This window comes from Leucobacter musarum subsp. musarum (assembly GCF_001273845.1).
Classification (GTDB): Bacteria; Actinomycetota; Actinomycetes; order Actinomycetales; family Microbacteriaceae; genus Leucobacter; species Leucobacter musarum.
On the sequence record NZ_JHBW01000087.1, the window covers coordinates 1 to 14,793 of the forward strand.

Sequence of the window (14,793 nt, forward strand, 5' to 3'; positions counted from 1 at the left end):
CGTGCGACCCTTTCGCTTTTTCTGGGACGAGTTTGCGGCCGCGAACAGTGCCGCGAGATCTGATTCGCGCCACACGTGCGTTCGCCGTTGCGATCAGGGAGTTCGCCAGCGGCGCACCGCGAAGTTTTGGAGACTTGGTTCCGGTAGACTGTACTGAGATCCAAACGACGACCGAACCGGAAGTGGGCCGCCTATGGGAGCGATGATGAGTGTCTTGCTCATCCTTGCTCTGGTTTCGATTGTCGCCCACCCCGCAGCCCGACTCTTGGGGCGTCGGGTGTTTGGGGTTTTCGCCATCGTGATGGCCGCGATCTTCGTCGTTCTCCTGTCGCTGGCGCCAGGCGTGTACGGCGGCAACACGATTGTCGAGTCATTCGTGTGGGTGCCGCAGATCGATCTCACACTGACCTTCAGGCTTGATCCGGTCGCGCTCTTGTTCGCACTGCTCGTGACTGGAGCGGGTGCGTTGGTGCTGTTGTACTGCACCCGCTACTTTGAGCCCCGAGAACCCGGACTCGAGCGCTTCGCCGCTGTCTTCATGGGGTTCGCGACGTCAATGCTCGGGCTTGTGCTTGCCGACGATGTCTATTTGCTCTTCGTGTTCTGGGAAGGCACGACGATCTTCTCGTTCCTGCTCATCGGGCACCTCACGCGACTGCGGACATCGACGGCTGCCGCTCTGCAAGCGTTGATGGTGACGACGTTCGGTGGGCTCGCGATGCTCGTCGGCCTGGTGCTCCTTGCCCACCAGGCCGACAGTTCTTTGCTTTCAGAGATTGTTTCCACTCGACCCGAAGGTGCTGTGGGCACCACCGCGGTATTCCTGGTGCTTGCGGGAGCACTCTCGAAGTCGGCGATCTTCCCCTTCCATTTCTGGCTCCCGGGTGCCATGGCAGCACCGACGCCGGTGAGCGCCTATCTGCACGCAGCGGCGATGGTCAAGGCCGGCATCTATTTGATCGCACGCATCACGCCCGCCTTCGCAGACGTACCGGGATTCCGCGAAACACTCGTGGTACTCGGTGCCGTGACGATGCTCAACGGCGGTATTCGTGCTCTGCGCCAGTTTGATATCAAACTGATCGTCGCGCACGGCACAGTGAGTCAACTGGGCTTGCTCGTGATGGTGTTCGGCGTGGGTGATCCGCGTGCAAGCTTCGCCGGCTTTGCGTTGCTGTTCGCGCATGCCGTCGCAAAAGCTCCATTGTTCTTGTCAGTGGGCATTATCGACCACGCAACCGGCACCCGTGATCTGCGCAAGCTCAGTGGGTTGGGGCGTCGGATGCCCGTGCTCGCGGTCATTACTGTGCTCGCGGCAGCGTCAATGGCCGGGGCTCCGCCGTTCTTCGGTTTCGTTGCAAAGGAATCCGCGTTCACAGAATTGTTGGCGGTAGCTGGAGACGAGCCGATTGCCTGGGTCGCGTTTGTCGTTGCAGTCGTCGGAAGCCTGCTAACTGTCGCCTACATGGGACGCTTCTTGTGGGGAGCCTTCGGGCGTAAGACGGGCGTCGCGTCTTGTCGCGTCGCCCGTGACCCCGGTCGATTCATCCTGGTTGCTCCGGCACTCTTCTCTGCTACGGCGCTCCTTCTCGGGATCGTTTCCAGCAGCGTCGACCACGTACTGCAACCACTCGTGCCTGAGGCTCGTGAGCGGGGCATCGAGATCGAGCACCTCGCACTCTGGCACGGGTGGACTCCGGCGTTGCTGGCGTCGGTCGTTGTGTTGATCCTTGGCATACTTCTCGCGCTCCGGTTGAGCCGCACACGCACATTCGCACCACCACCCGTTGAACGTTGGTCCGCCTCGCACGCGTACTGGGTTGTCACTCATTTCGTCGATGTGCTTGCCGTGCGGGTGACCGCAATCACGCAGCGCGGCTCTTTGCCGTTCTACTTGGCCGTCATCCTCATCGTGCTGGTCGCGGCGCTTGGCGGCACGGTGCTGTTCACTGGCGAGTGGCCCAGCGAAGTGGTGTTCGCGACCTCACCGGTGCAGATTCCCATCGCCATCGTGATGATCATCGCCGCGTTGTTCTCGCTGCGTGCACGTACGCGCTTCCAATCAGTGGTGCTGGTCGGGGTCACTGGGTACGGCATGGCCGCAATCTTCGCCATGCACGGAGCTCCCGACCTGGCTCTGACACAGGCCCTGGTTGAAACGGTCACGCTGATCGCGTTCGTTCTTGTCATTCGTCGACTCCCACAGCGGATCGGCAGCCGCGCAACGCGCCCGAAGCGCTGGGCGCGCGGAGCAATTGGTCTGGGAGTTGGACTCGTCTTCGGCGCTCTTGCCGTAATTGCTCTGGGATCCCGAATCGCCGAGCCGATTTCCCTACAACTTCCCGAGCTTGCCTACGCCGGCGGCCACGGGAGCAACGTCGTGAACGTGATGCTGGTCGACATTCGCGGTTGGGACACGATGGGTGAACTCTCGGTGATCCTGGCCGCGGCGACGGGCGTCGCATCCCTCGTGTTCGTGAGTACTCGCGTCGACACCCGACCGAAGATCAGTCGCCGTGCGGCGCGTTCGGCAGCGCAGGAGCATCTCATGCGCGTAGCGGATCCGCAGGACCCGGCGCGGCGCATGTCGTGGGTGCTTGCCGGGCGACACCTTGACCCTGCGCGACGTTCGATCCTGCTCGAGGTCGTGGTGCGGCTGATCTTCCACGGGCTGATCATCTTGTCGATCTACCTGTTGCTGACGGGGCACAATACCCCTGGTGGCGGTTTCGCCGGGGGATTGGTGGCCGGTCTCGCGCTCGTCGCTCGCTATCTGGCTGGAGGGCGGCATGAGCTCGGCGCGACCGTACCCCTCGATGCCGGGCGCATTCTGGGGACCGGACTTGCGATCGCAGTGTCGATGGCATTCCTTCCCATGCTCTTTGGACAATCCGCGCTCGCGTCAGCCTGGGTCGATGTCGATCTCGGCGTCTTCGGTACGCTGCCGCTCGTCACGTCCACACTGTTCGATGTGGGCGTGTACCTCGTAGTCTTCGGCCTGATTCTCGATGTATTGCGCAGCCTCGGAGCCGAGATCGACGAACACGAAGAAGCCGATATTGCAGCATTCGAGGAAGAGGAGGTGAGCGCACGATGACCATGCCACTCGTTCTGGTCGCAGTAATGGTGGTGCTCTACACCTGCGGTGTCTACCTCATGCTCGACCGATCGCTGACGCGACTGCTGCTGGGCTTCCTTCTGGTCGGCAACGCAACGAACATTCTGATCTTTCTGATGTCGGGTTCATTCGGTGCTGCACCGATTTCGGGGGAGACCGCCGCCGAAGAGATGAGCGATCCGCTGCCGCAGGCGTTCATTCTGACGGCAATCGTCATCACGTTCGGCGTCAGCGCGTTCCTGCTCGCGTTGATCTATCGTTCGTGGCGGCTTGCGCACGAGGACGATGATCGCGTGCAAGATGACGAGGCCGATCTCGAGATTGCCACTGCTGAAGCGCTCGCGGCGACCGAGGTCACCGATGAAGACCTCGCTGAAACCCAGGAGTACGACGCCGAGGACTTCCCGGACGAAGTTTCGGATGCTGATCCCGTCGAGACTTCGACCAGCAGTGCCGCTCCCTCCGCGGGGGAGGACGCCCGATGATTCCACTCGTACCACTTGCGGTTCTGATCCCGCTCGCCGGCGCTGCGCTCGCACTCGCGGTGCCCGGGCATCGCAAACTGCAGCAGGGCATCACGCTGGTCGCGTTGAGTTCCGTCGTGGTGCTCAGCGGCGCGCTCATGTATCTCGTCGACGCGCACGGCACCCTGGTGATGGAAGTAGGCGGCTGGGCTGCGCCCTTCGGCATCGCCCTCGTCGTCGATCGCGTTTCCGCACTGATGCTTACGGTGTCATCAGTGGTGTTGCTCGGGGTTTTCCTGTTCTCGATCGGTCAGGGTCTCGCCGACGGCGACGATGATACGCCCGTCTCGATCTACTACCCCACCTACCTCGTGCTCGGCGCGGGGGTGTTCAACGCATTCATTGCGGGCGATCTGTTCAATCTGTACGTCGGTTTCGAGATTCTCCTGGTCGCGAGCTACGTCTTGATCACACTCGGCGGCACCGCCCAGCGGATCCGCGCCGGCGTCACCTACGTCATCGTCTCGCTGGTTTCCTCAGTGCTGTTCCTCGCGGCGATCGGTTTGATCTACGGCGCGACAGGCACCGTGAACATGGCCCAGCTCACGGTGCGGATCGCTGAGCTCCCCAGCGAGGTGCAGTTGCTCCTCAACCTCACCCTGCTCATCGCGTTCGGTATCAAGGCCGCGGTGTTCCCGCTCGCGTTCTGGCTTCCGGATTCGTACCCGACGGCGCCGGCGCCGGTGACTGCCGTATTCGCCGGACTGCTGACGAAGGTTGGCGTCTACGCCATCATCCGCACACAGACACAATTGTTTCCGAACTCAAGCGTTGATCGATTGCTCCTGATCATCGCGGGGCTGACGTTGTTCGTCGGCATCTTGGGCGCGGTCTCGCAACTCGACATCAAGCGCTTGTTGTCGTTCACGCTCATCAGCCACATTGGCTACATGATTTTCGGCATCGGCATGGCGAATTCCGCGGGGTTCGCTGCCACGATCTACTACATCGCTCACCACATCATCGTGCAGACCACCCTGTTCCTCGCGGTTGGTCTCATCGAACGTCAGGGCGGCACCACATCGATCTCGGGCCTGGGCGGACTGATGCGGAGCGCGCCGTTCATCGCGGTGCTGTTCTTCATCCCCATGCTCAACCTCGGCGGAATCCCACCATTCTCGGGGTTCATTGGAAAGCTCGGGCTGTTCACGGTCGCCGCCGACCTTGGAACGCCCGAGGCCTACTGGCTGATCGGTATCGGCGCGTTGGTGTCCCTGCTGACGCTGTACGCGTTGGCTCGCTCCTGGGTGCTCGCGTTCTGGCGTTCGCCATCGAAGGCCGAGGCCAAGGCGGCGAAGCCAGCGACCACCGAAGCACTCGTGCTGCGCGAGCGCGAGCGTGCGCTTTTCGAGCGTCTGCAAGACGCGCCCGATGCGCAGCCGCAAGCCGAGCAGAAAGAGATTCCCCGTCTCATGTTCGCCGCGACGACGGGCATGGTCGTGGTGAGCGTCGCGCTCACCGTCTTCGCCGGCCCGTTGTACGCATATGCAACGCGCGCCGGAGAAGATCTCGCACACCCGGGAGCTGTGGTCGACCAGGTGCTCGGCGACGGTTCGGGTGCGGGCAGTGGCGGGCCGGGCGGCGGCAGCGGAACGACGACGCTCGAGAACGGGGGCGAGCATGAGTGAGTCGAATGCCGGATCACCCCGCGCTGCCCGTCGAATGGAGTGGGGAGTGCGACTGCATGAGCTCCCACTCGTCATCGGACTCGTGCTCTTGTGGATGATGCTCTGGCAAGAGGTATCTCTGCTCTCTGTGGTGAGCGGGCTCGTGGTTGCCATCGTCGTCATGCGATTGTTCTACTTGCCACCGGTCGAACTCGCCGGTCGGTTCAACGTGTGGTTCGCGGCGCAGTACCTGGGGTATTTCATCTGGCACCTGGGGCGCGCCTCATGGGAGGTCGCGTGGCTCGCGGTGAGGCCTGGGCCACCGCCCAAGACGTCGATCATCGCCGTCAAGCTCAACACGCGCTCCGACTTCATCATGACCATGGTTGGCCTGACGAACTCGCTCATCCCTGGCTCGCTCGTTGCCGAGATCGATCGGTTCGAATCGACCCTGTACTTGCACGTACTCAATACGCCGACGCAGCGCGAGCTCACCAAGATGCGGCGTGACGTGCGCACCATCGAACGTCTGCTGGTGTGCGCGGTTGGCTCCAAAGAAGAGATGAGGGCGCTCAAATGACCGTGGTCAATGCCGCACTGCTCATCGCTGCCGGCGCCGGTCTCACGGTGACCGCGCTTGCCGCCATCATTCGGATCGTGCGCGGGCCAACGATTCTCGATCGCATGGTCGCATCCGATGTGCTCCTCACGACGCTGATGCTCGCCGTCGGCGCAGATATGGTCGCTCGCGGGCACACCGACACCATTCCGCTCATGACCGTGATCGCCGCGACAGCGACACTCGCCACCATCGTCGTGGCACGATTCGTCAAGCGTCGTGCAGAGCAACCGGCACCGCCGCAACCATCGGAGGTGGGCCATGTCTGACATCATTCTCGACACGGCGGCGGTGATCTGCGTGTTTCTGGCCGCAGTATTGTCGGTCGCCGCAGGCATCGGGATCCTTCGGTTCCCCGATGCGTTGAGCCGGTTGCATGCCGCGACCAAGCCTCAGATTTTCGGACTCTTGCTGGTCATCGCCGCGATCGCGCTCGATCAACGTTCCTTCGCGACACTGCTCGCGCTCATCCCGGTGTTCGTCTTCCAATCGCTCACCGCTCCGGTGGCTGCGCACATGGTGGGTCGCGCCGCGTATCGCACCGGGCAGCTCGATACTGCCACGCTCGTCGTTGATGAGCTGGGCCCCGCGATCGAGCGAAGCGACCTGTACGGGCCTCGCCTCCCTAACCGTGTCGATCCTGCGGATCGGGGTGTCGGCGACTCCGACGCTTCGCAATAATTTCCGCGGAATCGCCCCACACCGCGCGCATTGCCGAGGTTTGGGGTGCGAAGAAGTCTGAAAGTTCCGCTTGTCGGAAGTTCCGGGCTCTGACATGATGTCGTCATGACACTGCAGTCAGCACCCACCGCCCACGCCGCCGAGTTCGACCCGGCCGAGGAGAGCAGCGACGCCCTGACATTGGGTCGGCGCGTTCGTGCACTCCGCGCGCAACGCGGTTTGACGCTCGAGCAACTCGCCCAGGCCGTCGACCGCGCCCCATCGCAACTCTCAGCGATCGAGAACGGCAGGCGTGAGCCACGCTTGCCCATGCTTCGCTCGCTCGCGGCGGCGCTCGCAGTGAGCGTCGACGATCTGCTGCGCGATGAGGCTCCCTCGGAACGCGCGGGACTCGAGATCGCGGTCGAACGAGCACAGCGCGGCGCCGTGTTCCAATCGCTCGGGTTGCAGCCGATTCGGGTGTCGAAGACGACGAGTGATGAGACGCTGCGCGCGCTGCTGGGCCTGCATCGCGAAGTCGAGCGGTTGCACCGCGAACGTGCGGCTACGCCGGAGGAGGCGCGACGCGCGAACACCGAACTGCGAGCGGAAATGCGTGTGGCAGGCAACTATTTCGCGGACCTTGAGCGTGAAGCGGCCGCGATGCTCGAGCGGGTGGGATATTCGGGAGGTCCGGTCTCGCAACAGCTGGTGTCGAACATCGCGGAGAAGCTGGGTTTCAGCCTGCATTATGTTGCCGATATGCCGCACTCGACACGGTCGGTGATCGACCGTCGCAACGGTCGTGTGTATCTCGGGAGTGGAACTCCGTCGCGCGACGCTCGTGCGCCGATTCTGCGGGCGCTCGCGAGCGTGGTCCGCGGTCATGAAGAGCCGACCAGTTACGGCGACTTCCTGCGCCAGCGCATCGAGGCGAACTATCTTGCCGGCGCCGTGCTGCTTCCCGAGCCGGCGACCGTCTCACTGCTCGCCGAAGCAAAACGGCAGCGGCAGATTTCCATGGAGGATCTGCGCGACGCGTTTGCAGTCTCCTACGAGATGGCAGCCCATCGATTCACAAATCTCGCAACGGAGCGTCTAGGGCTCGATGTGCACTTCATGAAGGCGCATGAGTCGGGCACCCTGATCAAAGCGTATGAGAACGACGGAGTGCGGTTCCCGTCAGACGCACTCGGCAACGTTGAGGGTGCGATGGTCTGTCGCAATTGGACCGCACGCACGGTGTTCGGGCAGCCTGACCACTTCAACCCGTGGTACCAGTACACCGACATGGCGTCGGGCGGCACGTACTGGTGCACCTCGCGAGTCGAACGCGCGAAAGAGGGGCTCTATTCGGTCAGTGTCGGGGTGCAGTTCTCTGACGTCAAGTGGTTCCGCGGGCGCGAGACGCCGCACCGATCACAGTCGTTCTGCCCCGATGATCGGTGCTGCCGGAGCGCCTCGACGGAGATGACGACGAAATGGGCGCCGGCGGCGTGGCCAGAAGCAGCGACACCGACGAGTCTGCTGGCGGCGCTGCCGACTGGCACTTTTCCGGGAGTGGACGCGCACGAAGTCTACGCATTCCTCGAATCACACGAAACGCGGTGAATCTGCTGGACGCCACGCCGCGATGCGGCACAAAACCTCATGCCGAGGTGCGCCGTTGGCCTGGGCTGCGCTAGCGTAGAAGTACCGAGTCGACCGGCTCGCATTGGCTCCGGGAGTAGGAATGGGTGAGGACATGACCAGTGAAAATCATGCCCGTCGCGACGACAGCACAGAAGTGCGATCGACTCAGCAGTTCCGTGAAGATCTCGGAGCCCTCATTCGCACCCGAGCCACCGATCTGACGATCGATGAGCGCGAAGCGGTCGAGGCACTCCCGTCGGGCGCTGCCCTGCTGGTCGTGCGCCGTGGTCCCGATCAGGGTGCGCGGTTCCTCCTCGATCAAGACGTGACTGTCGCCGGCCGACACCCGGCTGTCGATATCTTCCTCGATGACGTGACCGTGTCCCGACGTCACGCGGAGTTCCGGCGGTCAGGTACGGAGTTCACCGTGGCCGACCTCGGGTCATTGAACGGGACGTTCAGCGATGGCACGCGCATCGAGGGTGCGGTCAAGATTGCTGACGGCTCAGAGGTGCAGGTCGGCAAGTTCCGTTTCACGTTCTTCGCCTCGCGATTCGATCTCGCCGAGGAGAACTAGGGTGGTGGCGGCACAGGCCCGCCCGTATTCCTCTGGACTCCTGAGCATCGGTCAGGTCCTCGCGCGTCTCCAAGACGACTTCGGCGATCTCACACCGTCGAAGCTCCGCTTCCTTGAGGAGCAGCGGCTCATCACTCCTGAACGCACGGCATCGGGGTACCGTAAGTTTTCGCAGGAGCATATCGAGCGGCTGCGTCTCATCCTCACCCTGCAGCGTGACCACTATTTGCCGTTGAAGGTCATCGCGGAGGTGCTCGACGAGATTGATCAGGGACGAGATCCCATCATTCCCGGCGCCGCGTCGCGCAGCGCGTCGAGCATCCTTACCCCGAAGCGGGTACTGAGCAGTGAGGAGCTCCGGCGTCTGACCGGGGCGAGCGCGCGGTTCCTGGGTGAAGCGATTGCGGCGGGCCTCTTGCCGGCCGCAGAGGTGTTTCCGCATGACGCAGTGGCGCAAGTAACGTCGCTGTTGAAGCTTGCCGAGCAGGGCATTACTCCGCGACACCTCCGACCGCTCCGCGTTGCGGCTGAGCGTGATGCCGAGCTGATCGCGCACGCCGTTTCGACCCGTGGAGTCAAGCCGGCGTCACCCGCGGCCACCGAGGGAGCGCTTGAACTCGCTGAGCACCTGGACACGGTTCGCTCCGGCGTGTTGCGGCGGCGATTCGGAACGGCCTGATCGACCTGTATTTGGCGTGTTTTCAACCTTCAAGTTCCACTTGAAGTCGACACGATCAAATTGAGACTCGACGGTCGTTGCACGGGGGTCGAGCGCTCGGTAGCGTTGGGGGAGTTCGGCGCCGCTCTCACGGTGCGCCGATGAGAAAGGAACACGATGGAGCACACTCGGCAGCCTGACGGCGATGCGACGACTCCATCGGTGGAGGCGGAGCCAAACGCTGTGTCCGCCGGGGCGCACTCTGACGCGCCCACTGAAACGCTTCAGTCGTATGCGATCGATGCCGATGTGCTGTTCGATGATGGTCTTCCGCGCCCCAACCAAGATGGCGGTTTCAAGGGTGCGACCGCGGCGCGTGCCGCGGGAATCAGCTACCGCCAGCTCGACTACTGGGCCCGCACGGGTCTCGTCGAGCCCACGGTGCGCAGCGCACAGGGCTCGGGGTCGCAACGCCTCTACGGATTCCGAGACATTCTGGTGCTGAAGCTCGTCAAGCGCCTGCTCGACACGGGCATTTCGCTGCAGCAGATTCGCACGGCTGTGTCGCAGCTGCACGAGGCCGGTGTGCATGACCTGTCGCAGACGACGCTCATGAGCGATGGGGCGAGTGTGTATCTCTGCACCTCGAATGACGAAGTGATCGACCTGGTCAGTCGCGGCCAGGGTGTCTTCGGCATTGCCGTGGGTAAGGTGCTGCGCGAGGTGGAGACGTCGCTCGTCGACATGGACGAGCATCGCGAGGAAGCATCGCAAGATCGTGCGGTCGATGAGCTCGCTGCTCGCCGGAAGACCCGGAAGATCTCCTGATTCGGTTCTGAAATGACGAAGGGGCTGACCGCATATTCGCGGTCAGCCCCTTCGTCATTTCACGGGACGCGGTTCGTCGTCAGTCTTCGGTGACCACGGTCGCCGTCGGAGCTCCCGATTCAGAAGCTCGTGCGGCGTCGATGCCGGCGGAACGCAGAATGCGATCGAGGACGAGATCGAAATTCGCTGCCATCTCCTGAGACGCCTCGCCTGGCCACATGTGCACCGGCTTCGCGGCGCCCTGCGCCTGCTGCAGGGAGAGGCGCTCGGGAAGCTGCGGGTTGAGCACGAGCGGGCCGAACATCTCGCGGAGTTCTCGAATACGGAACTGGTGCTCCATCGACTGCGGCTGCGTGCGATTGATCAGGATGCCGAGCGGCTGCAGGCGGGGGCTGACGCCACGACGAATTTCCTCGATTGCGCGAAGTGCACGGTCGGTCGCTGCCACAGCGAACAGGCTCGGTTCGGCGACGACCAGCACGCGGTCGCTGGCTGCCCAGGCGGTGCGCGTCAACGCGTTCAACGATGGGGCGCAATCGATCAGCACGAGATCGTATTCGGATTCGACGATCGCGAGGGCTTCCTCGAGCTTCCAAATGTCGCGTGTCGAGGGGTGTGGCCCATCGAAGTTGATTGCTGAGGGGCTGCCGACCAGCAGGTCGATGGTGCCGCCTTCGTGGTAATCATTCCACCCGCTGTGCGCGATCGCACTGCGCACCGTCTTCTCTTTCGGGCTCTCAAGAACGTTGGCGATATTGGCGTACCCCTCGGGGTTGACGGCGAGCCCGGTAGACACGTCGGACTGCGGATCGAAGTCCACGACGAGGGTCCGCAGACCCCGTGAAAACGCGGCCGATGCGAGGCCGAGCGTCACGGTCGTCTTGCCGACGCCGCCCTTGAGGGAACTCACACTCAATACATGCACACGGCAAGTTTAGTGGATTTGACGTGCGGATCGCCTGACTTCGTTCTCGGCGAAGTCGGATCGCAACGGATTCAGTCGCAAATTTCGCGGTGCGGGCGGGTGCCGGTGCGGCTCAATGCCGAAACCGGTAACCGTGACCATGTATCTTGATATCAAACCAGTTCGACGGTGTGGGCACCCGGCGATAAGCGCAGTAGCAAGGAGGCGGAGTGTTCCAGAAGATCTTGGTGGCGAATCGTGGTGAGATCGCGATTCGCGCGTTTCGGGCGGCGCATGAGCTGGGTGCTCAGACGGTGGCGGTGTTTCCGTATGAAGACCGCAACTCGTTGCATCGGTTGAAAGCGGACGAGGCGTATCTGATTGGTACGGTCGGGCATCCGGTGCGCGCGTACCTGGATGTGGCGGAGATTGTTCGGGTCGCTGTTGAGTCGGGTGCTGACGCGATCTACCCCGGGTACGGGTTCTTGTCCGAGAACCCGGAGCTGGCTGCCGCCGCAGAGGCCGCGGGGATTCGGTTTATTGGGCCGGGGAAGAACGCGCTCGAGATGGCGGGCAACAAGGTTGCCGCGAAAGAGCACGCGATCGCTGCCGGGGTGCCGGTGCTGCGTTCGACGCCGCCGACGACCGACGTGGATGCGTTGATTGCGGGGGCGTCTCAGATCGGGTTCCCGGTGTTCGCGAAAGCGGTCGCGGGTGGCGGCGGTCGTGGCATGCGGCGTGTGGAACGGGTTGAGGATCTGCGGGACGCGTTGGAGTCCGCGATGCGTGAGGCGGAGTCCGCGTTTGGTGATCCGACGATGTTTATCGAGCAGGCGGTGCTGCGTCCGCGCCATATTGAGGTGCAGGTGCTTGCGGATTCGTCGGGTGCGACGGTGCATTTGTTTGAGCGGGATTGTTCGGTGCAGCGCCGGCATCAGAAGGTCGTCGAGATCGCGCCGGCCCCGAATTTGTCGCAGGAGAAGCGTGACGAGTTGACGCGGGATGCGATCGCGTTCGCGAAATCGATCGGGTACGAGAACGCGGGCACGGTCGAGTTTTTGCTGGACACGGCGGGGGAGCGTCAGGGTGAGCACGTGTTCATCGAGATGAACCCGCGCATTCAGGTGGAGCACACGGTCACTGAGGAGGTCACGGATGTCGACCTCGTGCGTGCGCAGATGCGGATCGCGGCCGGGGCGACGCTCGAAGAGCTCGAGTTGACGCAGGATCGCATTCAGTTGCGTGGTGCAGCGCTGCAGTGCCGCATTACGACGGAGGATCCCGCGAACGGGTTCCGACCCGACCTCGGCCGCATCACGGCGTATCGCTCGCCGGGTGGTGGCGGGGTGCGCCTGGATGGGGGCACGATCGATGTAGGGGCGCAGATCAGCCCGCACTTCGACTCGATGCTCGCGAAGCTCACGTGCCGGGCGAGGTCGTTCCCTGAAGCGGTGAATCGTGCTGAGCGTGCACTCGCCGAGTTCCGTATCCGTGGGGTGTCGACGAATATTCCGTTCTTGCAGTCGGTGCTTGCGGATGATGCGTTCCGAGCTGGTGACGTTTCGACGCAGTTCATTGAAGAGCGGCCTGAGCTGTTGCAGATGAACAAGCCGAAGGATCGTGCGACGAGGCTTCTGCAGCATGTCGCGAACGTGACGGTGAATCAACCCAACGGCGCCCGACCCGGGCATATCGATCCTGCGCAGAAGGTGCCCGCGATCGACCTTGCGGCGCCGGCCCCCGCGGGCAATCGCCAGCTGCTGCTCGAGGTGGGCCCTGAGGCGTACGCGAAGCAGTTGCGCGCGCAGACCGCACTCGCGGTCACCGAGACCACGTTCCGGGATGCGCACCAGTCGCTGCTTGCGACCCGGGTGCGTACGAAGGATCTCGCCCGCATCGCGCCCTATGTGGCGCGGATGACGCCCGAGTTGTGGTCGGTTGAGGCGTGGGGTGGGGCGACGTACGATGTCGCCCTGCGGTTCCTGGGTGAAGACCCGTGGGAGCGGCTCGCGGTGCTCCGTGAGGCGTTGCCGAACGTGCCGATCCAGATGCTGCTGCGTGGCCAGAACACGGTCGGGTACACCCCGTACCCGAAACAAGTCGCCCAAGCATTTGTGGCCGAGGCTGCTGCGACGGGCGTCGACGTCTTCCGCATCTTCGATGCGCTGAACGATGTGAACCAGATGCGGGTCGCAATTGACGCGGTCCGGGAAACCGGAACGGCCGTCGCCGAGGTCGCGATGTCGTACACGGGGAACCTGCTGAACCCGACCGAAGACAAGTACACCCTCGACTACTACCTGCGTCTCGCGGAACAGATCGTCGACGCGGGCGCGCACGTGCTCGCGATCAAAGACATGGCAGGGCTCCTGCGCCCGGCCGCGGCCGCGAAGCTCGTGACCGCGCTTCGGGAACGCTTCGCTCTGCCCGTGCACCTGCACACGCATGACACTCCGGGTGGGCAGCTCGCGACGCTGCTCGCGGCAAGCGCTGCGGGCGTGGACGCGGTCGATGCGGCATCCGCACCGATGTCGGGCACCACGTCGCAGCCGTCGCTGTCGGCACTGGTGGCGTCGCTCGCGGACACGGACCGCGACACGGGCCTTGATCAGGACGCGGTGTATGCGTTGGAACCGTACTGGGATGCCGTGCGTGCCGTGTACAAGCCGTTCGAGTCAGGGCTGCCGTCGCCAACGGGTCGCGTGTACACGCACGAGATCCCGGGTGGGCAGTTGTCGAATCTGCGCCAGCAGGCGATCGCGCTGGGGCTTGCCGACAACTTCGAGAAGATCGAAGACCTGTACGCCGCAGCCGACCGGATCCTCGGGCGCATCCCGAAAGTGACGCCGTCGTCAAAGGTGGTGGGTGATCTTGCGCTGCATTTGTCGGCGGTGGATGCCGACCCCGCTGATTTCGAGGCGAACCCGGAGAAGTATGACATTCCGGATTCCGTGGTCGGGTTCCTCGCGGGTGAACTCGGCGAGATCCCGGGCGGATGGCCGGAGCCCTTCCGCTCGAAGGTGCTCGCCGGGCGCAGCGTTGATATCGCGGTCACGCCGGTGTCTGACGCCGATCAGGCGCTGCTCGATGGTACGAGCGCCGAGCGGCGCGACACACTGAATCGACTGCTGTTCCCGCAGCCGACGCGTCAGTTCCTGGATGCGCGCGAGCAGTTCGGTGACGTGTCAGTGCTCGACACTCCGGACTACCTCTACGGTCTGTCGGCCGGTGAGGAGCACGCGATCGATCTCGCCAAGGGTGTGCGGTTGTACGTGGGCCTCGAAGCGATCGGTGAGGCGGACCCGAAGGGTGTGCGGACTGTGATGGTGCGCGTGAACGGGCAGTTGCGTCAGGTGTACGTAAAAGACGCATCGGTCAAGGTTGAGGCCGTGATCGCGGAGAAAGCGGATCGTACGGTTCCGGGGCATGTCGCGGCTCCGTTCTCGGGCACGGTGACCGTGAAGGTCGCGGTCGGTGACGTCGTGGAAGCGGGTCAGCCGGTCGCGTCGATCGAGGCGATGAAGATGGAGGCCGCGATCACAGCGCCCGTTTCGGGTCGTGTGGAGCGGGTCGTGTTCACCGGGACGCGGGCGACCGAGTCGGGCGATTTGATCGCCACCATCACCGAGTAGCGTTTTCGGGCTGACGGCCCGTGCCGGTAGGCTC

The 14,793-nt window shown here is 63.6% G+C and carries 12 protein-coding genes; 11 read left to right on the plus strand and 1 reads right to left on the minus strand.

What is annotated here, in order from left to right; genetic code table 11:
• Positions 1-202: 202 nt before the first annotated feature.
• The 10 genes from CH42_RS09015 (at position 203) to CH42_RS09060 (ending at position 10,223) form a co-directional block, all read left to right on the plus strand.
• Positions 203-3,097, plus strand: coding sequence for a Na+/H+ antiporter subunit A (locus CH42_RS09015; protein ID WP_053353529.1), 2,895 nt, complete (start codon positions 203-205; stop codon positions 3,095-3,097).
• Positions 3,094-3,603, plus strand: a complete 510-nt coding sequence (locus CH42_RS09020; RefSeq protein ID WP_053352884.1) for a Na(+)/H(+) antiporter subunit C — start codon at positions 3,094-3,096, stop codon at positions 3,601-3,603. The genes CH42_RS09015 and CH42_RS09020 overlap by 4 nt, the downstream gene beginning before the upstream one ends.
• On the plus strand, positions 3,600-5,270 hold the full coding sequence (locus CH42_RS09025; protein ID WP_053352885.1) for a Na+/H+ antiporter subunit D: 1,671 nt from the start codon (positions 3,600-3,602) through the stop codon (positions 5,268-5,270). Before CH42_RS09020 ends, CH42_RS09025 begins: the two co-directional genes overlap by 4 nt.
• Positions 5,263-5,829 carry a Na+/H+ antiporter subunit E gene (locus CH42_RS09030; protein WP_053352886.1) on the plus strand — a complete coding sequence of 189 codons (567 nt, stop codon included), beginning with the start codon at positions 5,263-5,265 and terminating at the stop codon, positions 5,827-5,829. The genes CH42_RS09025 and CH42_RS09030 overlap by 8 nt, the downstream gene beginning before the upstream one ends.
• Positions 5,826-6,137: a monovalent cation/H+ antiporter complex subunit F gene (locus tag CH42_RS09035; protein WP_053352887.1), complete on the plus strand. Its 312-nt coding sequence runs from the start codon at positions 5,826-5,828 to the stop codon at positions 6,135-6,137. Before CH42_RS09030 ends, CH42_RS09035 begins: the two co-directional genes overlap by 4 nt.
• Positions 6,130-6,549, plus strand: a complete 420-nt coding sequence (mnhG, locus tag CH42_RS09040) for a monovalent cation/H(+) antiporter subunit G (protein ID WP_082309378.1) — start codon at positions 6,130-6,132, stop codon at positions 6,547-6,549. Before CH42_RS09035 ends, mnhG begins: the two co-directional genes overlap by 8 nt.
• Before the next feature lie 105 nt (positions 6,550-6,654).
• The gene (locus tag CH42_RS09045) at positions 6,655-8,139 is read left to right on the plus strand and encodes a helix-turn-helix transcriptional regulator (protein ID WP_053352888.1); all 1,485 of its coding nucleotides are present in this window, start codon (positions 6,655-6,657) and stop codon (positions 8,137-8,139) included.
• A gap of 133 nt (positions 8,140-8,272) precedes the next feature.
• Positions 8,273-8,737 (plus strand): FHA domain-containing protein, encoded by a 465-nt coding sequence (locus CH42_RS09050; RefSeq protein ID WP_053352889.1) that lies wholly within the window; start codon positions 8,273-8,275, stop codon positions 8,735-8,737.
• A gap of 1 nt (position 8,738) precedes the next feature.
• Positions 8,739-9,416, plus strand: coding sequence for a transcriptional regulator FtsR (gene ftsR / locus CH42_RS09055; RefSeq protein ID WP_053352890.1), 678 nt, complete (start codon positions 8,739-8,741; stop codon positions 9,414-9,416).
• 156 nt (positions 9,417-9,572) lie between these two features.
• Positions 9,573-10,223: a MerR family transcriptional regulator gene (locus CH42_RS09060; protein ID WP_082309380.1), complete on the plus strand. Its 651-nt coding sequence runs from the start codon at positions 9,573-9,575 to the stop codon at positions 10,221-10,223.
• A 79-nt stretch (positions 10,224-10,302) separates the two neighbouring features.
• On the opposite strand, the gene CH42_RS09065 is transcribed toward CH42_RS09060, so the two are convergent.
• Entirely contained in the window at positions 10,303-11,148 is an 846-nt protein-coding gene (locus CH42_RS09065) for a ParA family protein (RefSeq protein WP_053352891.1), read from the minus strand.
• Positions 11,149-11,357: 209 nt separating this feature from the next.
• On the opposite strand from CH42_RS09065, the gene CH42_RS09070 reads away from it, so the two are divergent.
• Positions 11,358-14,759, plus strand: a complete 3,402-nt coding sequence (locus tag CH42_RS09070; protein ID WP_053352892.1) for a pyruvate carboxylase — start codon at positions 11,358-11,360, stop codon at positions 14,757-14,759.
• Positions 14,760-14,793: the final 34 nt, after the last annotated feature.